This window comes from Roseitalea sp. MMSF_3546, from assembly GCF_030732865.1.
Lineage (GTDB): Bacteria > Pseudomonadota > Alphaproteobacteria > Rhizobiales > Rhizobiaceae > Roseitalea.
This window is the reverse complement of sequence record NZ_JASHKB010000027.1, coordinates 30502-51639: the sequence shown is the minus strand read 5'-3', so window position 1 is coordinate 51639 and position 21138 is coordinate 30502. Positions and strand designations below refer to the sequence as shown.

Annotated in this window: 18 protein-coding genes; 4 read left to right on the top strand and 14 right to left on the bottom strand. The window is 65.5% G+C overall.

Annotated features, from left to right (window positions below; genetic code table 11):
* Window positions 1–65 precede the first annotated feature (65 nt).
* The gene (locus RBB34_RS17005; protein WP_306120439.1) at window positions 66–944 is read right to left on the bottom strand and encodes an ABC transporter permease; all 879 of its coding nucleotides are present in this window, start codon (window positions 942–944) and stop codon (window positions 66–68) included.
* A gap of 227 nt (window positions 945–1171) precedes the next feature.
* Here RBB34_RS17005 and RBB34_RS17000 point away from each other — a divergent pair, with 227 nt between their 5' ends.
* Window positions 1172–1417 carry a DUF378 domain-containing protein gene (locus RBB34_RS17000; protein ID WP_306120438.1) on the top strand — a complete coding sequence of 82 codons (246 nt, stop codon included), beginning with the start codon at window positions 1172–1174 and terminating at the stop codon, window positions 1415–1417.
* Window positions 1418–1448: 31 nt separating this feature from the next.
* Here RBB34_RS17000 and RBB34_RS16995 read toward each other — a convergent pair whose 3' ends face one another.
* From RBB34_RS16995 to RBB34_RS16970, 6 genes are all read right to left on the bottom strand, one after another.
* Complete coding sequence (locus RBB34_RS16995; protein WP_306120437.1) at window positions 1449–2246, bottom strand: ABC transporter ATP-binding protein; 798 nt, start codon at window positions 2244–2246, stop codon at window positions 1449–1451.
* Between the two features lie 148 nt (window positions 2247–2394).
* The gene (gene hydA, locus RBB34_RS16990; protein WP_306120436.1) at window positions 2395–3849 is read right to left on the bottom strand and encodes a dihydropyrimidinase; all 1455 of its coding nucleotides are present in this window, start codon (window positions 3847–3849) and stop codon (window positions 2395–2397) included.
* Window positions 3846–4328 carry a DUF559 domain-containing protein gene (locus RBB34_RS16985; RefSeq protein WP_306120435.1) on the bottom strand — a complete coding sequence of 161 codons (483 nt, stop codon included), beginning with the start codon at window positions 4326–4328 and terminating at the stop codon, window positions 3846–3848. The genes hydA and RBB34_RS16985 overlap by 4 nt, the downstream gene beginning before the upstream one ends.
* Window positions 4329–4493: 165 nt before the next feature.
* Window positions 4494–5744 carry a Zn-dependent hydrolase gene (locus RBB34_RS16980; RefSeq protein ID WP_306120442.1) on the bottom strand — a complete coding sequence of 417 codons (1251 nt, stop codon included), beginning with the start codon at window positions 5742–5744 and terminating at the stop codon, window positions 4494–4496.
* An 8-nt stretch (window positions 5745–5752) separates the two neighbouring features.
* Window positions 5753–6703: a DUF6602 domain-containing protein gene (locus RBB34_RS16975; RefSeq protein ID WP_306120434.1), complete on the bottom strand. Its 951-nt coding sequence runs from the start codon at window positions 6701–6703 to the stop codon at window positions 5753–5755.
* 11 nt (window positions 6704–6714) lie between these two features.
* Window positions 6715–8217: a CoA-acylating methylmalonate-semialdehyde dehydrogenase gene (locus RBB34_RS16970; RefSeq protein ID WP_306120433.1), complete on the bottom strand. Its 1503-nt coding sequence runs from the start codon at window positions 8215–8217 to the stop codon at window positions 6715–6717.
* Window positions 8218–8345: 128 nt separating this feature from the next.
* Here RBB34_RS16970 and RBB34_RS16965 point away from each other — a divergent pair, with 128 nt between their 5' ends.
* A complete protein-coding gene (locus RBB34_RS16965; protein WP_306120432.1) occupies window positions 8346–8987 on the top strand; it encodes a TetR family transcriptional regulator C-terminal domain-containing protein in 642 nt (213 codons plus the stop codon).
* Between the two features lie 172 nt (window positions 8988–9159).
* Here the strand turns inward: RBB34_RS16965 and RBB34_RS16960 are convergent, their stop codons facing one another.
* The 6 genes from RBB34_RS16960 to xylF all read right to left on the bottom strand — a co-directional run bounded on the left by RBB34_RS16960 (window position 9160) and on the right by xylF (window position 16367).
* Window positions 9160–10362, bottom strand: a complete 1203-nt coding sequence (locus tag RBB34_RS16960; protein ID WP_306120431.1) for an acyl-CoA dehydrogenase — start codon at window positions 10360–10362, stop codon at window positions 9160–9162.
* Window positions 10363–10457: 95 nt separating this feature from the next.
* On the bottom strand, window positions 10458–11768 hold the full coding sequence (gene xylA, locus RBB34_RS16955) for a xylose isomerase (RefSeq protein WP_306120430.1): 1311 nt from the start codon (window positions 11766–11768) through the stop codon (window positions 10458–10460).
* Window positions 11765–13201: a xylulokinase gene (gene xylB, locus RBB34_RS16950; RefSeq protein WP_306120429.1), complete on the bottom strand. Its 1437-nt coding sequence runs from the start codon at window positions 13199–13201 to the stop codon at window positions 11765–11767. The genes xylA and xylB overlap by 4 nt, the downstream gene beginning before the upstream one ends.
* Window positions 13202–13204: 3 nt before the next feature.
* Window positions 13205–13963 carry an ATP-binding cassette domain-containing protein gene (locus tag RBB34_RS16945; RefSeq protein WP_306120428.1) on the bottom strand — a complete coding sequence of 253 codons (759 nt, stop codon included), beginning with the start codon at window positions 13961–13963 and terminating at the stop codon, window positions 13205–13207.
* Window positions 13963–15261, bottom strand: a complete 1299-nt coding sequence (locus tag RBB34_RS16940) for a sugar ABC transporter permease (RefSeq protein WP_306120427.1) — start codon at window positions 15259–15261, stop codon at window positions 13963–13965. Before RBB34_RS16940 ends, RBB34_RS16945 begins: the two co-directional genes overlap by 1 nt.
* Window positions 15262–15341: 80 nt before the next feature.
* Window positions 15342–16367, bottom strand: coding sequence for a D-xylose ABC transporter substrate-binding protein (gene xylF, locus RBB34_RS16935; protein ID WP_306120426.1), 1026 nt, complete (start codon window positions 16365–16367; stop codon window positions 15342–15344).
* A gap of 213 nt (window positions 16368–16580) precedes the next feature.
* Between xylF and RBB34_RS16930 the strand changes: the two genes are divergently transcribed.
* Window positions 16581–17858 (top strand): ROK family transcriptional regulator, encoded by a 1278-nt coding sequence (locus RBB34_RS16930; protein WP_306120425.1) that lies wholly within the window; start codon window positions 16581–16583, stop codon window positions 17856–17858.
* A complete protein-coding gene (locus RBB34_RS16925) occupies window positions 17855–19384 on the top strand; it encodes a CRTAC1 family protein (protein ID WP_306120424.1) in 1530 nt (509 codons plus the stop codon). The genes RBB34_RS16930 and RBB34_RS16925 overlap by 4 nt, the downstream gene beginning before the upstream one ends.
* Before the next feature lie 308 nt (window positions 19385–19692).
* Here RBB34_RS16925 and RBB34_RS16920 read toward each other — a convergent pair whose 3' ends face one another.
* On the bottom strand, window positions 19693–21018 hold the full coding sequence (locus tag RBB34_RS16920) for a cytochrome c peroxidase (RefSeq protein ID WP_306120423.1): 1326 nt from the start codon (window positions 21016–21018) through the stop codon (window positions 19693–19695).
* Between the last annotated feature and the right edge of the window lie 120 nt (window positions 21019–21138).

The window sequence follows — 21138 nt, the reverse complement described above, 5'->3', positions numbered from 1 at the left end:
TGGGCCATCGTCAGCAACCGGACGCCCTACGCGACAAACTTCAAAAATGCTGCTTGACTCAAACATTAGGCTGCCACCTCCTGGACGCCCATGCGTTTGTTCACGCGGCCGCCGATCCAGCCGATCAGCCCGACCAGGAGACCGGCCATGATCGCCGCGACGATCAGCGCCGACCAGATCTGCACGGTCTGCCCGTAATAGGAGCCGGCCAGCAGCCTTGCGCCGAGCCCGGCGACAGCGCCGGTCGGCAATTCGCCGACGATCGCGCCGACAAGGCTCGCGGCGATGCCGATCTTCATCGAGGTGAACAGGAACGGCATGGAGGAGGGCCAGCGCAGCTTGAAGAAGGTCTGGGCACGGCTCGCCGAATAGGTTCGCATCAGGTCCAGATGCATGGTCTCGGGCGAGCGCAGCCCCTTGACCATGCCGACCGCGACGGGAAAGAACGACAGATAGGTCGAGATCAGCGCCTTGGGCAGCAGCCCCGTGACGCCGACCGAGTTGAAGACCACGATGATCATCGGCGCCAGCGCCAGGATCGGGATCGTCTGCGAGGTGATGATCCACGGCATCATCGACTTGTCGAGCACGCGCGAATGGACGATGCCGACCGCCAGCGCGATGCCGAGCGCAGTGCCCAGAACGAAGCCGAGCAGGGTCGCCGACAGCGTGATCCAGGCGTGATGGATCAGAGAGCGCTTGGAGGTGACGGGTTTCATCGCCGTCGTGTCCCAGATCTCGGCGGCCACCTGGTGCGGCGCCGGCAGCACGGGACGCTGCTGGGCCATCGTCAGCGGGATGACCTGGGTCAGCGTGAGCGTCTCGCCGGATCGATCGGCGCGGTTGTATTCGAACGGCGCGTTCAGCAGCATCGCGGCCAGGTACCACACGCCGATGATCACGGCGACGACGGTGGCGATGGGGATGAGGCGCGCGCGGATCATGCGGCCATGCCCCGCGCCGTCGACTTTGCCGATATCTCCGCAACAGGCACGCCCGCCGGACCGCACCTGGCTACGGCCGGGGCGCAGTGCGTCCGGCGCCACATCGCCGCAGTGTCAAAGAGTGCCGAAAAACCCCGGAACGACCGGGCATCCAACCCGTTGAAGTCGGCAAGGACGCGGCACCGCACCAACACACGCGTCCGCGTCAGATCAAACGGAGGCATTTCATGCGTGCACTGAACATAACCGCGATGATCCTGATCATCGTCGGCGCCATCAACTGGGGCCTTGTCGGGCTCTTCCGCCTCGATCTCGTCCGCCTGATCTTTGGCGGCGAACTCGGAACGGTTTCCGCGCTCAGCGCCATCATCTACATTCTGGTCGGCATCGCCGGCGTCTACGGCATCTATCTGCTCAAGCCGTTGATGGACACCTCGAGCCGCTCCCACACCAGCAACGCGCCGGGCGAATGATCCGGTGCGGGGATATGCGCGGGCCAGTGCCTCAGTCATAGGCGTGGCCCGCCTTCAGCCCCTCGCGCACCCGGTGCGCGATCTCCAAGAATTTCGGGTCCTCGCGGATGTCGAGCGGCCTGTCTTCCCCCAGATCGCAATCGATGACCTCGTGGATCCGCCCCGGGCGCGGGCTCATCACGACGATGCGCGTCGAAAGATACACCGCCTCGGGAATCGAGTGCGTGACGAAGACGATGGTCTTGTCGGTGCGCGCCCAAAGCTTGAGAAGCTGCACGTTCAGGTGATCGCGCACGATCTCGTCGAGCGCGCCGAACGGCTCGTCCATCAGCAACATGTCCGGCTGCACGGCCAGCGCACGGGCGATCGAGGCGCGTTGCTGCATGCCGCCTGACAATTGCCATGGAAACTTCTTCTCGAACCCGGCCAGATCGACCAGTTCGAGGTTTTCGGCAACGCGCTTTGCGCGCTCGGCGCCCGACAGCCCCATCACTTCGAGCGGCAGCGCCACATTGTCGGCGATCGTCCGCCACGGGAACAGCGCGGCCGCCTGGAACACATAGCCATAGGCGCGCTTGAGGCGCGCTTCGTGCGGGCTCAGCCCGTTGACGGTTATCGTGCCGCCCGTGGGGTGCTCGAGATCGGCGATGACGCGCAAGAGCGTGGTCTTGCCGCAGCCCGACGGCCCGATCAGCGAGACGAACTCGCCCTTGGCGATGTCGAGCGTGATGTCCGACAGGGCGTGGACAGGGCCATCGCCGGTCTGGAAGGTCAGATCGAGATTGTCGGCGGCGATGACCGTTTCCGATTGGGGCGACGGGGAGAGCATCGTCGTCAGCACCCCCCTCTGTCGGCTTCGCCGACATCTCCCCCACAAGGGGGGAGAGCGGGGGCCTGGGGTCGCGCTCGGCGCCTCCTCTCCCTCCATGTGGGGGAGATGTCCCGAAGGGACACAGGGGGGTACCGGTTCACAGCCGTCACACCCCGCTCGCCGGAATGCCGGTGCGTTCGACCTTTCTGGGAGCCGTCAGCTCCTTCCAGGTCGACAGCGCCCGGTTGACCGGATTGTTGGCCGGGCGCTCGACGAACTGGCCGTGGCCTTCCTCGCCCCGCACTTCGCCATCGTGCACGGCAACGCGCCCGCGCGTCAGGGTGAAGCGCGGCAGGCCTTTCACATGCTTGCCCTCGAAGACGTTGTAGTCGATCGCCGATTGCTGCGTGGATGCGCTGATCGTCTTTTCCTTGTTCGGGTCCCACACGACGATGTCGGCGTCCGAACCGACCAGGATCGCGCCCTTTTTCGGATAGATGTTCAGGATCTTGGCGATGTTGGTCGCGGTGACGGCGACGAACTCGTTCATGGTCAGCCGGCCGGTGCTCACGCCATGGGTCCACAGCATCGGCAGCCGGTCCTCGAGCCCGCCCGTGCCGTTCGGAATCTTGGTGAAATCGCCCACGCCGGTGCGCTTCTGCTCGGTGGAAAACGCGCAATGGTCGGTCGCGACCACCGACAGCGAACCGGCCTGCAGCCCGGCCCACAGCGAATCCTGGTGCGCCTTGTTGCGGAAGGGCGGGCTCATCACGCGCCGCGCCGAATGGTCCCAGTCCTTGTCGAAATATTCGCTCTCGTCGAGCGTCAGGTGCTGGATCAGCGGCTCGCCCCACACCCGCATGCCCTTCTGGCGGGCCCGGCGGATCGCCTCGTGCGCCTGCTCGCAGGAGGTATGGACGACATAAAGCGGCACGCCGGCCATGTCGGCGATCATGATGGCACGGTTGGTCGCCTCGCCCTCGACCTCGGGCGGGCGCGAATAGGCATGGCCTTCCGGCCCATTGTTGCCCTCTTCCATCAGCTTGCGCTGAAGGTCGGCGACGACATCGCCGTTTTCGGCATGGACCAGCGGGACCGCGCCGATCTCCTTGCAGCGCTGAAACGAGGCGAACATCTCGTCATCATTGACCATCAGCGCGCCCTTGTAGGCCATGAAGTGCTTGAAGGTGTTGATGCCCCGGTTCACCACCTCGGGCATCTCGTTGAACACCTGCTCGCCCCACCAGGTGATCGCCATGTGGTAGGAATAGTCGCAATGGGCGCGCGTCGACTTGTTGTCCCAGCGCTGGATCGCGTCGAGCAGCGACTGTTCGGGGTTGGGCAGGCAGAAATCGACCACCATGGTGGTGCCGCCCGACAGCGCCGCGCGCGTGCCCGATTCGAAATCGTCGGTCGAATAGGTGCCCATGAACGGCATTTCCAGATGCACGTGCGGATCAATGCCGCCGGGCATGACGTAACAGCCCGTCGCGTCCAGTTCCTCCCCGCCCGACAGGTTCGGCCCGATCTCGGCGATCACCCCGTCCTCGATCTTCACGTCCGCCTTGTAGGTCAGATCGGCTGTGACGATGGTGCCGTTCTTGATGATGGTGGTGGTCATGGCTTTCTCCCGGATCTTGGGGCGTGGCGGCCGAAGGCCTGCTCTCCTCTCCCCATCGGGGAGAGGTCGGCCGGCGCAAAGCGCAGGCCGGGTGAGGGGGAATGGATGCGGCCGTCGAGCACGGCAAGGATCGTATCAAGCACCGCACCGCGTTCGAAGACGACCTCATCGTTCCAGAAGCGAAGGACAGCATATCCACGCGATTTCGGGCTGCGTGTTCGCCTCTCATCATGGATGCTGCCAGCATGCTGACTGCCATCAAGCTCGACAACCAACTTCCTTGCACGACACGCAAAATCGGCGATGAAGGGGCCGATGCGAACCTGCCGGCTGAAGCGATAGCCGTTCAGGTGCCGGTTGCGAAGCTCGAACCACAGCAGATGCTCGGCATCCGTCGGTGCGGCGCGCATGGCACGGGCGAAGGTTTTGGTGTGCGGACTTGGTTTGGGCGCATATGCCCCCTCATCCAACTTCGACATCAATTCGCTCCGCTCATTGTGTCTTCGTATCCTTCTCCCCGAGGGGAGAAGGAATAGTCGCCGGCATCGACGCGTTCTTCTTCTCCCCGCCGGGGAGAAGGATACGAGGCTTGGCTTTGCACAGCAAAGCCTTAGCCGCAGTTGGGTGAGGGGGAGACGCGGCACTCACCCCACGATCTCCGCCTTTTCCATCACGGCGTGGAACAGAACGTCCGCGCCGGCCTTCGCCCACTGCTTGGTGATCTCCTCGGCCTCGTTGTGGGAAAGCCCGTCGACGCACGGGCACATCACCATCGCCGTCGGCGCCACCCGGTTGATCCAGCACGCATCGTGCCCGGCGCCCGAGACGATGTCCATGTGCGAATAGCCCAGCCGCTCGGCCGCCTCGCGGATCATCCGCACGCACTCCTCGTCGAAGGCGGGCGGGTCGAACTGGCCGACGATCTGCGCCTGGAAACCGACCCCGATCGCCTCGCACAGCTTCGGCGCTTCTTCCAGCAGCCGGTCGACCATCGCGTTCAGACGGTCGAGCTCGTGGCTCCTGAAATCGACCGTGAACACCACCTTGCCGGGAATGATGTTGCGCGAATTGGGGTAGACGTCGACATGGCCGATCGCGCCGACCGCATTGGGCGCGTTGTCCATGGCGATCCGATGCACGAGCTCGGTGATCTGCGCCAGCCCCCTGCCCGCATTCCTGCGCATCGGCATCGGCGTCGAGCCGGTATGGCTCTCCTTGCCGGTCACCGTACACTCGATCCAGCGCAGCCCCTGGCCATGCGTGACCACGCCGATGTCCCTGCCCTCGGCTTCCAGGATCGGCCCCTGCTCGATGTGCAGTTCGAAAAAGGCGTGCATCTTGCGGTCGCCGACCTTCTCGGTGCCCTTCCAGCCGATGCGTTCGAGTTCGGCGCCGAAGGTCTTGCCCTCGGCGTCGGTGTGCCCGTAGACATCGGCCTGGTCGAGCACGCCGGCGAACACGCCCGAGGCCATCATCGCCGGGGCGAAGCGCGTGCCCTCCTCGTTGGTCCAGTTGGTGACGACGATCGGGTGCTTGGTCCTGATGTCGAGATCGTTCATGGTGCGCACGATCTCCAGCCCGGCGAGGACGCCCAGCACCCCGTCATAGCGCCCGCCGGTGGGCTGGGTGTCCAGATGCGAGCCGACATAGACCGGCAGCGCGTCGGGGTCGGTGCCCTCGCGCCGCATGAACATCGTTCCCATCTCGTCGACGCCCATGGTAAGCCCCGCCTCCTCGCACCAGCGCTGGAACAGGCGGCGGCCCTCGGCGTCCTCGTCGGTCACGGTCTGGCGGTTGTTGCCGCCGGCGACACCCGGCCCGATCTCGGCCATGGCGTGGATGGCGTCCCACAGCCGGTCGCCGTCGATGCGAAGGTTTTCGCCGGGTGCTGCAATACTCATATCTAGTTCCTCAGGCTCGACTTCAGAGCGTCAAGCAATCCATTGAGTGGATCTGCGACGAACTCTCCTGCTCTACGCACAGCCCAACTGTTGATATCTTCACCGTCAGCCAGACAAATACGGCCTTGCGGAAGCACAATATCTTCTGCAATCGGCAGGCCTTCCTGAATGTAATATTGAATAGGGTTCATATCCTCCACCATCGAACCTCGAAAATATGAAAGCCACGCTATGAACATAGCTAAAGGCGAACTGATTTTCATTAAATCAAAGAAGCCGACAACGCTCTTGTAAGAATAGATATCGTGTCCAAAAGGGGTACCCTTGCTGTAACTCCAAGGCCTTTTTTGAAAGGGAGAAATCAAAAAAATCATTCCGGAATCGAGAAAAAATACTGCGTCGATAGGGATACGCCGCGTATCGCGGATGCACTCCAAAATCGATATAGCAACACGCTGCCATGGCAACTTGGACTCAAGGCAGAGCAAGAAATATGGCCTGTAGAAACAGTAGTACGACTCCCACGTATCGGGATTTCGAACCGCGATTAGATTCGAAACAGGTTTCGCAATAAGAGAACGGAACTGACTTGATTTTAATAGTTCTGTTTCAATCATGCTGGAATTCAGAACAGATTTAACTTCTCCAGCCGCTGCAACACCTTCTATCAGGTAGACTCCTGCTTCGTTCACATCATTGCGAAACGGCTGGTTTCTTGTATTCACAACCACGTCCAATTGGCGCGAAACTCGGTGATTGTCATAGCCATCCAGCGATACAACCTCACCGGTGCCAACCGTAAGGCTGCTTGGAGTATGATCATTCAAAAAGCTCCGGAACGCGTCTTCAAGATGGTCGCCGCGATTACCAGATTGGCTGAACTTTCTGCGAGCCGCATTCAGTTGGTCGGTCAACAGCCGTTGCTGTTCGTTCAGGATATCGACTACGTTCAATCGGAACTCCGTTATGTCGGAAACGTGAACACCGCGCCTTCCTTGATCCCCTCGGGCCAGCGCGTTGTGACCGTCTTCAGCCGGGTGTAGAAGCGCACGCCTTCCGGCCCGTAGATCGAATGGTCGCCGAACAGCGAGCGCTTCCAGCCGCCGAACGAATGATAGGCCACCGGCACCGGGATCGGCACGTTCACGCCGACCATGCCGATCTCCACGCGGTCGCAGAAATCGCGCGCGGTGTCGCCGTCGCGCGTGAAGATCGCCGTGCCGTTGCCGAATTCGTGCGCGTCGATCATGTCGACCGCTTCGTCATAGCTCTTCGCCCGCACCACCGACAGCACCGGCCCGAAGATCTCCTCGCGATAGATCGTCATGTCGGTGGTGACGCGGTCGAACAGCGTGCCGCCGACGAAATAGCCGTTCTCGTAGCCTTGCAGCGAGAACCCGCGCCCGTCGACGACAAGCTCCGCGCCCTCCTCGACACCCTTGTCGATATAGCCGAGCACGCGCTCCTGCGCCTGCTTGGTCACCAGCGGGCCCATATCGGCGTCGGGGTCGGTATACGGGCCGATCTTCAGGCTCTCGATGCGCGGCTTGAGCCTGGAGACGAGCGCATCGGCGGTCTTCTCGCCCACCGGCACGGCGACCGAGATCGCCATGCAACGCTCGCCGGCGGAGCCGTAGCCGGCGCCCATCAGCGCGTCGGCCGCCTTGTCCATGTCGGCGTCGGGCATCACCACCATGTGGTTCTTGGCCCCGCCCAGCGCCTGCACGCGCTTTCCGGCCTGGGTGCCGCGCGTATAGACGTAATGGGCGATCGGCGTCGAGCCGACGAAGGACACCGCCTTGATGTCCCGATGATCGAGAATGGCGTCGACGACCTCCTTGTCGCCATGCACGACATTGAGCACGCCATCGGGAAAGCCGGCCTGCTTGAACAGCTCGTAAACCAGCATCGGCGCTGAGGGGTCGCGCTCGGAGGGCTTGAGGATGAAGCAGTTCCCACAGGCCACCGCGATCGGATACATCCACAGCGGCACCATGGCCGGGAAGTTGAACGGCGTGATCCCGGCGACCACGCCCAGCGGCTGCCGGTCGGCATAGGAGTCGATGCCCGGCCCGACATTGCGCGAGAACTCGCCCTTGAGCAGTTGCGGGATGCCGCAGGCGAAATCGACCACCTCGATGCCCCGGCTCACCTCGCCCAGCGCATCGGCATGGGTCTTGCCGTGCTCGCGCGAGATGGCGCGCGCGATGTCCTCGGCGTTCTCGTCGAGCAGCTGCTTGAACCGGAACATGTGCTTGGCGCGCTTGAGCGGCGGGGTTTGGCCCCATTCGACGCTGGCCGCCTTGGCGGCGGCGACGGCCGCGTTCAGCTCATCGACGGTGGACAGCGGCAATTCGGCGACCGGCTCGCCCGTGGCCGGGTTGAACACGGGCTGGCGCCGGCCGGACGCCGACGGCTGCAACGCCCCGCCGATCGCATTGCTGATGACATCGGTCGCTGCGCTCATGGGATCCCCGCTCGATAGGCAAATTTCTTGACTAACTGGTCAAAATTGGACGCTATGGGAGCGACTGACCACGGTCAAGATGGTATTTGTCTCGACCGGAAAGCTCAAGGCAGAGGCGGGGACAGCACGTGGCAGCGGGCGCGGCGCAGGCGAGAAGCGGCAGTCGAAGCCGGATCCAGACCGAGAACCGCGCCCTGATCACGCAGGCCGCGCTCGACGTGTTCTCAACCGACGGCTATCGCGGCGCCACGGTCGACCGCATCGCCGAACGCGCCGGCATGTCCAAGACCAACCTGCTTTATTATTACCCGTCCAAGGAAGACATCTACCGCACGGTGATCGAGCAGACCGTGGAGGACTGGCTGCGGCCCTTTGCCCAGATCGACCCGGACGGCGAGCCGATCGAGGAATTGCGACGCTACATCACCGTCAAACTCAAGATGTCGGAGACCAGCCCCGAGGCCTCGCGCCTGTTCGCCAACGAGATCCAGCGCGGCGCCCCGCTCGTCATGGAGTTCCTGACCACGCGGCTGAAGGCGCTGGTCGACGAAAAGGCCGCCGTGATCGGCACCTGGATCGACCAGGGCCGCCTCGCCCCCGTCGATCCCTATCACCTGATCTTCGCCATCTGGGCAACGACGCAGCATTACGCCGATTTCGAGGCGCAGATCGGCGCGCTGCTGGGCAGCCAGGCCAAGGGGCCGGGCTTCAGCGAGCAGGCCTCGCACGCCGTGCTTTCGATCCTGCTGAACGGGATCCGGCCGCGATAGCTGGCAAGCGCCCCGCCTCCCCCTTGAGGGGAGGCACGCGAAACCGAGCTTGCGATGGTTGAGCGGGTGGGGATGACAGCCAAACGCTGCAGCTTGCATATACCCCCACTCGGCTCTGCCTCGCTTCTCTCGGCACTCGCCGACCTCCCCTCAAGGGGGAGGTGTCAACGCCTCAGAAAAACGCCTGCAGGCCCGTCTGCGCGCGGCCCAGGATCAGCGCGTGCACGTCGTGCGTGCCCTCATAGGTGTTCACGGTCTCCAGGTTCGCCATGTGCCGGAACACATGGAACTCCTCGGAAATGCCGTTGCCGCCATGCATGTCGCGCGCGGCGCGGGCGACATCGAGCGCCTTGCCGCAATTGTTGCGCTTGACAAGCGAAATCATCTCGGGCGCCGCCTCGCCCTCGTCCATCAGCCGGCCGACGCGCAGCGAGCCCTGCAGACCCAGCGCGATTTCCGTGAGCATGTCCGCCAGTTTCTTCTGGAAAAGCTGTGTCTGCGCCAGCGGCTTGCCGAACTGCTTGCGGTCGAGCCCATACTGGCGCGCGGCGTGCCAGCAGAACTCGGCCGCGCCCATCACGCCCCAGGAGATGCCGTAGCGCGCCCGGTTCAGGCAGCCGAACGGGCCCTTCAGCCCCTCCACATGCGGCAGCAGCGAATCCTCGCCCACTTCGACGCCGTCCATGACGATCTCGCCGGTGACCGAGGCGCGCAGGGAGAGCTTGCCCTCGATCTTGGGCGCGCTCAGCCCCTTCATCCCCTTGTCCAGCACGAAGCCCTTGATCTTGCCGTCATGGGCCTCCGACTTCGCCCACACCACGAAAACATCGGCGATCGGCGAGTTGGAGATCCACATCTTGGTGCCCGACAGCACATAGCCGCCATCGGTCTTCTTCGCGACGGTCTTCATGCCCCCCGGATCGGAGCCGGCGTCGGGCTCGGTCAGCCCGAAGCAGCCGATCCATTCGCCCGAGGCCAGTTTCGGCAGGTATTTTTCCCGCTGTTCCTCGGTGCCATAGGCATGGATCGGATACATGACCAGCGAGGACTGCACGCTCATCATCGAGCGGTAGCCCGAATCGACGCGCTCGACCTCGCGCGCGACGAGGCCGTAGGAGACATAGCCGGCGCCGACCCCGCCATACGCTTCCGGGATCGTCACGCCCAGAAGGCCCATCTCGCCCATCTCGGCGAAGATCGCAGGGTCGGTCCGCTCGTCGCGATAGGCCTCCATGACGCGCGGCGCCAGCCGGTCCTGGGCATAGGCGCGCGCCGCATCGCGGATCATCCGCTCGTCGTCGGCAAGCTGGTCCTCGAGCCGGAACGGGTCTTCCCAATCGAAGGTGGAAAGGTCAGGCTTTGCGCTTTTCAACATGGTTTCGGGTCCCGTCCAGAGATATTTTAGGCGTGAAATAACACGTCCATCCCCGGTGGCAAGCCGCCCCCGGACCCTAAACCGATTGAAGCGCCTTACACATATCGATTGACCAGGTTTTCCAGGATCTCCTGGCGGCCCGAGCGCGGCGCCGGATTGACACCGGCGCGCCGGACATGGTCCGCGATCTCCTCCAGCGACCACTCGCCGGCCAGCAGCTTGCTGCCCTTTTCGCTCTCCCAGCCCGCATAGCGTTCCGCCCGAAGGCGCTCGAGCTCGCCGTCCTCGAGCATCGCCGCGGCCGCCTTGAGCCCGCGCGCACACACATCCATGGCGCCGACATGGGCGGCGACCAGATCCTGGGGATCGAGCGACTGCCGCCGCAGCTTGGCATCGAAATTGGTGCCGCCGGTGGAAAACCCGCCGGCCTTGAGGATCTCGTAATAGGCCAGCGCCACCTCGGCCGCATTGTTGGGGAACTGGTCGGTGTCCCAGCCCGACTGGTAGTCGTTGCGGTTCATGTCGATCGACCCGAAGATGCCGAGCGCCGTGGCGAGCGCGATCTCGTGCTCGAAGGAATGACCGGCCAGGATCGAGTGGCCCTGCTCGATATTCAACCTGATCTCGTCTTCGAGCCCGTGCCGCTTGAGGAAGCCATAGACCGTGGCGACGTCATAGTCGTACTGGTGCTTGGTCGGCTCCTGCGGCTTGGGCTCGATCAGGATGGTGCCGTCGAAACCGATCTTGTGCTTGTATTCGACCACCAGGTTCATGAACCGGCCGAGTTGCGCGTCCTCGCGGCCGATATCGGTGTTCAGCAGCGTCTCGTAGCCCTCGCGCCCGCCCCACAGCACATAGTTGGCACCGCCCAGCCTGTGCGTGGCGTCCATGCACGTCTTCACCGTCGCCGCCGCGAACGCGAAGACGTCCGGATCGGGATTGCTCGCGGCGCCGGCCATGTAGCGGCGGTTGGTGAACAGGTTCGCCGTGCCCCACAGGAGCTTCGTGCCGACCTTCTCCATCCTGGCGCCGATATGGTCGACCATTTCGTCAAGTTTCGCAGTGTTCTCGGCGAAGTCGGCGCCCTCGGGCCGGATGTCGGCGTCGTGGAAGCAGAAGAAGGGCTGGCCGAGGATCGAAAACATCTCGAAGGCAACGTCCGCCTTCATTTTGGCATGGTCCATGGTGTCGCCGAACCAGGGCCGCTCGAAGGTCTGCCCGCCGAACGGGTCGCCACCCGGCCAGGCAAAGGAGTGCCACCAGGCCACAGCAAAGCGCAGATGGTCCTCGAGCCGCTTGCCCATCACGACCGCGTCGGGATCGTAGTGGCGAAAGGCGAGCGGGTTGTCGCTGTCCGGCCCTTCATATCTGATCGGCTCGATGCCGGCGAAGAAATCGGTCATCACAACGTCCTCGTGTGCTGATAGGCGGTCTTGAAGTGCGTGTGTGCCTCGGTGAACGCGTCGGTGAGCGCCCGGTCGGGCTCGAAGGTCGCATCGATCGGCGGCTGCGTCAGCCCGTCTACGCCGAGATCGCCCGCCGCCATCATGGCAAGCCGCGCCGCCCCGAAGGCCGCGCCGAAATCGCCCGCTGCCGGCCGGTCGATGGCGACGTCGAGCGCCGTCGCCAGCGCCTTGAGCCAGTAGTCGGATTTCGACCCGCCCCCGACCGCGATCAGCCGGTCGAACCGCGTGCCGGTCGCCGCCAGCGCGTCGCGGCAGTCGCGCACGGCGTGCACGACGCCTTCCAGCACCGCGCGGGCGACAGCGCGTCGATCGGTGGCGTGCTCGAGACCGACCAGCGCGCCGCGCACGCTTGCATCGTTGTGCGGGGTGCGCTCGCCGCCCAGATAGGGCAGGAACAGCGTCCGGCCGGGCGCCTGAAGATCGCCCAGCGCGGCGGTCAGTTCGGCCGGTTCGGCGCCCACGAGCCCTGCATACCAGTTCAGCGCATCGGTCGCCGCAAGGATCACGCCCATCTGGTGCCAGGTGCGCGGCAGCGCGTGGCAGAAGGTGTGCACCGCCGTCTCGGGGGCCGGCGCATAGGCGTCGCAGGCGGCGAACAGCACGCCCGACGTGCCCAGCGACACGAAGGCCTCGCCGGGCCCGGTCACGCCGACACCGACGGCCGAAGCGGCATTGTCGCCCCCGCCCCCGGCGACGACAACGCCGTCCGCAAGGCCCCAGCGCGCGGCGATCTCGGCGCGCAGCGTGCCGGACACCGCGCTGCCCTCGACCAGACCCGGCATGTGATCGCGGCCGAGACCGGTCCCGGCGAGCAGCGTGTCCGACCAGGCGCGCGCGCCGGTATCGAGCCAGCTCGTGCCCGCCGCGTCGGACATCTCGCTGACGTGTTCGCCGGTCAGCCACAGCCGCAGGAAATCCTTGGGCAGCAGCACCCTGGCGATGCGTTCGAAAATCGCCGGCTCGTTGTCCCGGACCCAGGCGATCTTCGGCGCGGTGAAGCCGGCAAAGACGATATTGCCCGATATCGCCCGGAAAGCCGGATCGGCATCGAGCGCGGCCGCCTGCTGGTGGCTGCGCGTGTCGTTCCACAGGATACATGGGCGCAGCACCGCCTCGGATGCATCGAGCAGCGTTGCGCCATGCATCTGCCCGGAAAGGCCGATCGCCTTGACGTCACCAAGGGGGTGTTCGGCGGCCAGCGCGTCGAGCACGGTTTCGGCGGCGGCGAGCCAGTCGGCCGGGCTCTGCTCGGACCAGCCCGGATGCGGGCGCGAGACGTTCAGCGGCGCACCGGCTTCGGCGACGATCCGCTGACCCGCATCGACGAGAACGCCCTTGACGCCGGAGGTGCCCAGATCGAGCCCGATATACATGGCTCAGGCGGCCAGTTGCGGCTGCTTGCCCAGGATGATCATCCCCAGAAGATCGTCCTCGGTGACCTCGTTGACATTGACGGTGCCCACGAGCTGGCCGTTCTTCATCACCGACGCCCGGTCGCACATCGCCTTGACCTGGTGGATGTCGTGGTCGATCAGGAAGATGCCGATGCCCTGCTTCTTGAGCTCCTCGATCAGTTCAGCGACCATGCGCGTCTCCTCCACGCCCAGCGCGGCGGTCGGCTCGTCCATGATCAGGATCCTGGCGTTGAAATAGACCGCTCGGGCAATCGCGACCGACTGGCGCTGGCCGCCCGAAAGCGCACTGACCGGCGCCGAGAACCGCACGAAGTTCGGGTTCAGCCGGTTCATGATCTTGCGCGTTTCCGCTTCCATCTTCGCATCGTCGACAAAGCCCAGCGGCGTCGTCAGCTCGCGCCCCAGGAACAGGTTGGAAGCGGCGTCCAGATTGTCCGCCAGCGCGAGCGTCTGGTAGATCGTCTCGATATTGTAGTCGCGCGCATCGCGCGGATTGTTGATGTGGGCGGGCTTGCCGTTGATGATGATCTCGCCGCCATCGCGCTGAATGGCGCCCGACAGCATCTTCATCAGCACCGATTTGCCCGCGCCATTGTGGCCCAGAATGCCCACCACTTCGCCGGCATGCAGGTCGACCGTGACGTGATCGACCGCCTTGATGCCGCCGAACGACTTGTGCATGTCGCGCATCTCCACGAGCGGCGTGCCGCGTGCCGTCATCACCGGCCTCCCGTGCGCTGGCGATAGATGATGTCGATCAGCACCGCGGCGACAAGAACCGAGCCGACGACGATGTTCTGGAACGGGGCGTCGACGCCGACCATGGCCATGCCCGACTGCAGCGACTGCATGATCAGCGCGCCCAGGATTGCACCATAGACCGTGCCGACCCCGCCCGACAGCGCCGTGCCGCCGATCACCGCGGCGGCGATGACGCGCAACTCGTCCAGCGTGCCGATGTCGTTCGAGTGGAACGACAGCCGCGCCGAGGCGACGACCGCGCTGACCGCGCACAGAACGCCCATTATGGCGAACACCTTGACGGTCAGCATGCGCGTATTGATGCCCGACAGTTCGGCCGCGTCCGGGTTGCCGCCGGCGGCGAAGATGTAGCGCCCCAGCCGGGTGCGGTTGGCAACGACCGTCATGACGACCGCGACCGCGATTAGCACGAGCACCGAGATCGGCAGGCCGTAGCCGGCCGAAAAGCCCTCGGGCATGACTTCGCCGCGCGCCTCGAACATCTGCGCAAGACGGCGCTCGGGAATGTCATAGGCATTGAGGATGGCGATGAAGCCCAGGATCGAGGCTGCGATGATCGCGCCCATCACGCCCTCGGCCCACAGCGGCTTGACGGGAAAGTCATGGGCGATCTTGTTGCGCCGCGACTGCCATAGCGCGGCCAGCGCCGCCGCGACCGCAAGCGCCCCGAAGACCCAGCTCGCGGCTTCCCCCAGCGTGCCGCCAATGCCGCCGAACAAAAGGAAGTTCTCGTCGAGCGGGCCGATCGTCTGTCCGTTGGTCAGATACCAGGCGACATTGCGCCAGACCAGCAGCCCGCCCAGCGTGACGATGAAGGCCGGGATCGTCAGATAGCCGATCAGCCAGCCGTGAAAGGCCCCGATGACCAGGCCGGTCAGCACGCCGACGCCGATGGCGATCGGCGCGGTCGCCGGATGGTTGAGGCCAAGCCCCAGCCAGTCGGGGGTGACCACCGTCTGCGTCATCGCCATCATCGCCGAACACGTGGCCAGCAGCGAGCCGACCGACAGGTCGATATGCCGGGTGACGATGACGAAGACCATGCCGGTCGCCATGATCGCCACCGAGACGGTCTGGATGGTCAGGTTGAAGATGTTGCGCGGCGTCAGGAACCGGCCGTCGGTCAGAAAGTGGAACACCAGGCAAAGGGCGATGAACGCACCGATCATGCCGACAAGGCGGGTGTCGATCTCGAGCGTTCTGACAAGACCCTTCACACCGGGCGCGGAGCCGGACATGGCTGGCGTGTCGACCACGGCGTGTCTCCCGAAAGAGGTTGGCCGCCCTCCGCGCGGAGGGCGGTCGGTTTCGGTTCAGTCGAGCCGGATCGATCCGGTCAGTTGCACGGTGCCGGGCCGTCCTCGACGCCCTGGCACAGCGTCTCCTGGTCGATCCAGCCGGCATCGACGACGACTTCCAGGTTCTCCTGGGTGATCGGCACCGGCTCGAGGAACTCGGCCCACAGCGTCGTGCCGGCCGGCGAGGTCCACTGCTCGGCGCCCTCGATCTCGCTCATCGCGGTGCCGCCGGCCAGTTCGATGGCGATTTCGCCGGCCCGGTTGCCCAGATCGCGCGCGTCCTTCCACACCGAGACGGTCTGCGTGCCTTGCGCGACACGGTTGAGCGCGGCATGGTCGCCATCCTGGCCGGAGACGGGAATGCCCTCCATGCCCTGCGCCGTCAGCGCGGCGACGACGCCGCCGGCCGTTCCGTCATTGGAGGCGACCACCGCGTCGACATCGTTGTCCTGGGCGGTCAGGATCTGCTCCATGTTGCGCTGCGCGTTGGCCGGCAGCCAGCCGTCCGTGTAGGCCTCGCCGACAATGGTGATGTCGCCGGCGTCGATGGCGTCCTGCAACACTTCCTGCTGCCCGCCGCGCAGGAAGTCGGCGTTCGGGTCGGTGGGCGAGCCCTTGATCATGACATAGTTGCCTTCGGGCTGCGCCTCGAGCACGGCGCGGGCCTGCATGCGGCCGACCTCGACATTGTCGAAGGTCAGGTAGAAGGCGCGCGGATCCTCGATCAGCCGGTCATAGGCGATCACCGGAATGCCCTCGTTCGCCGCCGCCTCGACGGCCGGAATGATCGCCTGCGTATCCTGGGCGAGCAGCACGAGCACGTCGGCGCCCTGCGCGATCAGGCTCTCGACATCGGAAAGCTGCTTGGCCGACGACGACTGCGCGTCGGTGGAGATGTATTCGGCGCCGCCCTCTTCGAGCGCGGCCCTCATCGCCGCCTCGTCGGTCTTCCAGCGCTCTTCCTGAAAATTGGACCAGCTCACGCCGACGGTGATGTCCTGGGCGATGGCGGTTGACGACAGGCCCACGGCCATGGCCGCCGCAAGCACGATTGCACTGCGCATGATGATTCCTCCCGGGTTCCAGCGCCCTCCTGCGGGCGCGACGGCCTCAACGCCGCTGGAGCGGACAATGCCACATTAAATTCATTTGTCAAAATTAATTTGACCTCTTTTCGGAGTTGGGATTAGATTTCTGGCAGGGAGCATCGCCGACACGTTCGCAATTGCAGCATCGCCGTTGCCGTGGCGCGGCATTTTTGTCGGCGACTGAAGAAAATGCGGATTCAGGCGGAAGCCATCGCGATCGACACGCTGGAGCAGCCCAATGGCTGCGGGCCGCTGACGCCGCCGCTTTCGAGCTCGGTCAAGCCGCTGCGCCAGCAGGTGTTCGAGGCGATCCGCGCCGCCGGCTCCATCGCCCGTGTCGATGTCGCCCGGACGGTGGGCATCAGCCCGGGCTCGGTGACGGCCCTGACGTCCGAACTCATCGATGCCGGCCTGATCGGCGAGAGCGGCGCCTCCCAGCGCGAGACCGAAGCCGCTCGCGGCCGTCCGCCGGTGGCCCTGCGCGTCCGGCCCGAAGCGCGCTTTGTCGCCGGCATCAAGCTGTCCTCGCCGACCCATTCGGCGGTGATCGTCGACTTTGCCGGCAACAGGCTCAGCCAGGCCAGCGCGCCACGTGCCTTCGCCCGGCACTCGAGCGCCGACACGATCGCCGAAGCCGTGCGCATGCTCGATTCGGCGCTCGAAAAGAGCGGCCTCGACCGCGCCGATCTGGCCGCGGTGGGGCTGGGCATACCCGGCTTCGTCGACACCGGGACGGGCCGGGTATCCTGGTCGCCGATCATGGCCGACCGCGAGGTTCCGCTTCAGGCCATGGTCGCCGAACGGCTGGGCCTGAATGTCTGCATCGACAACGACGCCAACCTTTTGACGATGGCCGAATTGTGGTTCGGCGCCGGCCGGGCGCTCGCCGATTTCGCCGTGGTGACGATCGAACACGGCGTGGGCATGGGCCTTGTCGTCAATCACGAAATCTACCGCGGCGGTGGCGGCATGGGCATGGAACTGGGCCACACCAAGGTGCATCTCGATGGCGCCCTGTGCCGCTGCGGCCAGCGCGGCTGCCTCGAAGCCTATGTCGCCGACTACGCGCTCGTGCGCGAAGCATCGACCGCGCTCAACTGGCCCGACGGCACGCGCGAGCCCCACATCGTGCTCGAAAGCCTGTTCAGCCAGGCCAAGGCCGGCAATGCCGCCGCCCGTTCCATCTTCCACCGTGCCGGCCGCTACCTGGCGCTCGGCATCGCCAATGTGGTGACCATGTTCGACCCCGGGCTGATCATCCTGTCGGGCGCGCGCATGCGCTACGACTATCTTTACGCGCGCGAGGTGATGACCGAGATCGCCAGCCTTTCGTCGGCGGCGCACCGGGCCGGACCGAGGGTGGAAACCCATGCCTGGGGCGACATGGTCTGGGCCCAGGGCGCCGCCGCCCTCGCCCTTGCCGCGGTGACCGACGCAACGCTCGGCGCCCAGGGCACGGGCCGGTGAGAGCGCGCCCCGCCGCCCTCGTCCTGGCGCTGGCCGGCCCGGCCATGGCCGGCGAGCCGACCCATCACCCGGCCTTTGTCGACCGCTCCGCCGACCTGCCGGTCGCCCATGTCTATGGCGGTGGCTGGGAGCATTTCGTCGGCGGCGGCGTCGCGGTCTTCGACTGCAACGCCGACGGGCTGGCCGATGCCTATGTCGCCGGCGGGGAAAATCCCGCGCGGCTTCTCGTCAACGCAACCGAAGGACCCGGCGCGCCGATCCGTTTCGTACCGGGCGATGGCGCGCCCGACCTGACCGGCGTCGCCGGCGCCTATCCGCTCGACATCGACGGCGACGGGCATATGGACCTCGTCGTGCTGCGTGTCGGACCGAACGTGCTGCTGCGCGGCGGGCCCGGCTGCACCTTCACCGACGCGAGCGATGCGTGGAGCTTCAGCGCGGGCGATCACTGGTCGACATCGTTCTCGGCGACCTGGGAGGACGGCGCCGCCTGGCCGACGCTCGCCATCGGCAATTATGTCGATCGCGCCGATCCGGACGGCCCGTTCGAGGCGTGCGACACCAATGAACTGCACCGCCCGGCCAGCCGCCGCTTCGCCCCGCCCATCGTGCTTGAACCGGGGTTCTGCGCGCTGTCCATGCTGATCTCGGACGAACGGCGTCTTGGCGAGCGTTACCTGCGCATTTCCAATGACCGTCACTATTACGTGCGCGGCGGCGCCGAGCAGAAACTCGATCTGGGCACGCTGACATTCCTCGATGAAGACGACGGCTGGCCCGAGGTGTCGCTGTGGGGCATGGGCATCGCCGCGCGCGACATCACCGGTGACGGCCGCGCCGAGGTCATGTCGACCTCCATGGGCGATCAGCTTCTGCAGATCGCCACCCGCGACGGCTATCGGGCCGCGCCCTTTTCCAAGGGCACCTATGCGCAACGGCCCTTCATCGGCGATGACGGCCGGCCATCGACCGGCTGGCACGCCCAGTTCGGCGATGTCGACAATGACGGCCGGGACGATCTGTTCATCGCCAAGGGCAATGTCGACCAGATGCCGTCCAACGCAATCCACGACCCCAACAATCTGTTGATGCAGCAAGCGGACGGCACCTTCGTCGAAACCGCCCATCTGGCCGGGGTCGCCACGACAGAGCGCGCCCGCGGCGCCGCGCTCGCCGATCTGAACGCCGACGGCAAGCTCGATCTGATCGTGGTCAACCGCCGCGCGCCGCTGGAGGTCTATCAGAACGCAACGCCGGTCACCGGCAACTGGATGACCGTCGCTGTGCGCCAGGAAGGCAGCAATATCAACGCGGTCGGCGCGTTCATTGAATCAAGGACAAAGGACCGGCTGGCAACCCGCGAGATCACCGTCGGCGGCGGCCATGCCGGCGGCACGGCTCTGCCCGAGCATTTCGGCCTCGGCGACGCCGAGACGGCCCAGGTGCGGGTGATCTGGCCCGACGGGGCGATTTCGCCATGGCAGACCCTGGCCGCCAACCGCGCCTGGGTCATCGAACGCGATTGAGGCGCAGAGGCTGCGTATCGGCATCATCGGGTGGATATTGCTGCCGGTCGTGAAAGATCGCGGTGACGACGGGCCGACCTGCAAAGCTCAACGGAGGCCAATTCGCTTCATGACCGCCGCAAGGGGATTTCGTCGTTCCGGATTCGCGTCGGCATTGGCAAGCGAACGGCGTATCTTGCGATCGGCCCAGTCGAGGTAATCCTGATCTCCCGCCGCGGGGCGCGGCTCGGTCAGTTCCCGAAGTCGGGCTTTTCGTCCGTCTGGCTCACAATCGTATTCCAGCGCGTCCGCAGCCGATCGCAAACAGCCTAACGCTCTACCTCGAGCCCGCTCGGCACGGTGTCGGGAATGCCCAGGCGTCCCTTGGCGGCGGCCTCGTCGGTCAGCGTGTTCAGGAAGGCGACGAGCGCGGCGATGTCGTCGTCGACGAGCGCGACGGGCGCGATCTGCACCGCCCCGGCAATCGCCGACACTTCGCCCGTATCGTTGAGAACCGCGTAATCGTCCGCACCGTCGAGCACCGGCAGCACGGCCTGCGAAGCGTCATAGCCCGCAAGGCCCGCCTTCGGGTCGGCATGGTCGCGCACAAAGGCCGACAGCTCGCGATAGGCACCCGCATGTCCGTAGGGCGCGCTCAGCGCCACGTTGCGCAGCGACGGCGTGCGGAATCTGTAGGCGTCGGCCGGATCGCCCGTCACCCGCATGCGGCCGACATCGCGGGCATGGCTTTCGAACCGTTCGGCCTTTCCGGGTCCGATCTGCGGCTGGCCCATGGCGTGGAAACCGTGATCGGTCAGGAACGGCCCCGAATGGCAGTCCGCGCAACCCGCTTCGCCATAGAACAGCTTCATGCCGCGCGCCGCCACCCCGTCCAGTTCCGCTTCGCCGCGCAAGACCGCATCGAAGAGGCTGTCGTCGGATCGCCATTCGAAGGCGATGAAGGCCGCGATCGCGTTGGAGATGTCGGTAAAGCGCACTGGCGCGCCCTCGGCGACGTGCGGATAGACCGCCTCGAACTGCGCCCGATATTCGTCGATTGCCGCCACGCGCCTGGCGATCAGGTCCCATGCGCCGCCCTCGCCGGTGATCAGCCCCTGGCGCACGGCCCTGGAGATTTCGTTCTCGCCGTAATGGCCGGCCATCTCGTCCTGAGAGAGCACCGGGAACATGGTCTGCGCCGAAAGCACGTTGGCAAAGCCTTCGACCATTTCGTCTTCCATCGGCGTGCGCAGGCCGGAGGGCCGGTCGGGGTCGGCCTCGATCCGCCCGTCATGGAACATCACCGTGAACTCGCGCGCGCCGAGATTGAACAGGGCCGGCGCGTTGCGCGCAATGCGCTGTTCGGGCGGATTGTCGGGGTCGACGCGCCGGTCCGGGCCGAGCCCGATCCCGCCCTCGCCGAGCGACAGCGACACCCCGTCCGAGGTGCCAAAGCGCGGATGATGGCAGCTTGCGCAGGAAATGTTGCGGTTGCCCGAAAGGATCGGGTCCCAGAACAGGAGTCGGCCGAGCTCGGCTTCGGCCCTGTCTACCGGAGCGTAAAGGGCGTCGGTGACCGGCGCGGGCAGACCCGTGGCCTGCGCCCCGGCGGCACCGGCCACCGCCAACCACAGAGCAAATGCGACCCGCCGCATAGCTGGCTCCTTTCCGATCCGGCCAGACTACACCATCGCAGCCGCCACGTCCTCCCCGCTTTCCGAAGGGGCACGGCCGGCGGTTGACTATGACAGGGGATCGGTGGAGGAGATCAGGCA

Bases quoted from the DNA above. Each gene is read 5' to 3' on its own strand.
- RBB34_RS16930 (WP_306120425.1), top strand. From the start codon at position 16,581: ATGCGGATTCAGGCGGAAGCCATCGCGATCGACACGCTGGAGCAGCCC.
- RBB34_RS16970 (WP_306120433.1), bottom strand. From the start codon at position 8,217: ATGAGCGCAGCGACCGATGTCATCAGCAATGCGATCGGCGGGGCGTTG.
- RBB34_RS16995 (WP_306120437.1), bottom strand. From the start codon at position 2,246: ATGCTCTCCCCGTCGCCCCAATCGGAAACGGTCATCGCCGCCGACAAT.
- xylF (WP_306120426.1), bottom strand. From the start codon at position 16,367: ATGCGCAGTGCAATCGTGCTTGCGGCGGCCATGGCCGTGGGCCTGTCG.
- RBB34_RS16985 (WP_306120435.1), bottom strand. From the start codon at position 4,328: ATGTCGAAGTTGGATGAGGGGGCATATGCGCCCAAACCAAGTCCGCAC.
- xylB (WP_306120429.1), bottom strand. From the start codon at position 13,201: ATGTATATCGGGCTCGATCTGGGCACCTCCGGCGTCAAGGGCGTTCTC.
- hydA (WP_306120436.1), bottom strand. From the start codon at position 3,849: ATGACCACCACCATCATCAAGAACGGCACCATCGTCACAGCCGATCTG.
- RBB34_RS17000 (WP_306120438.1), top strand. From the start codon at position 1,172: ATGCGTGCACTGAACATAACCGCGATGATCCTGATCATCGTCGGCGCC.
- RBB34_RS17005 (WP_306120439.1), bottom strand. From the start codon at position 944: ATGATCCGCGCGCGCCTCATCCCCATCGCCACCGTCGTCGCCGTGATC.
- RBB34_RS16920 (WP_306120423.1), bottom strand. From the start codon at position 21,018: ATGCGGCGGGTCGCATTTGCTCTGTGGTTGGCGGTGGCCGGTGCCGCC.
- RBB34_RS16960 (WP_306120431.1), bottom strand. From the start codon at position 10,362: ATGTTGAAAAGCGCAAAGCCTGACCTTTCCACCTTCGATTGGGAAGAC.
- RBB34_RS16945 (WP_306120428.1), bottom strand. From the start codon at position 13,963: ATGACGGCACGCGGCACGCCGCTCGTGGAGATGCGCGACATGCACAAG.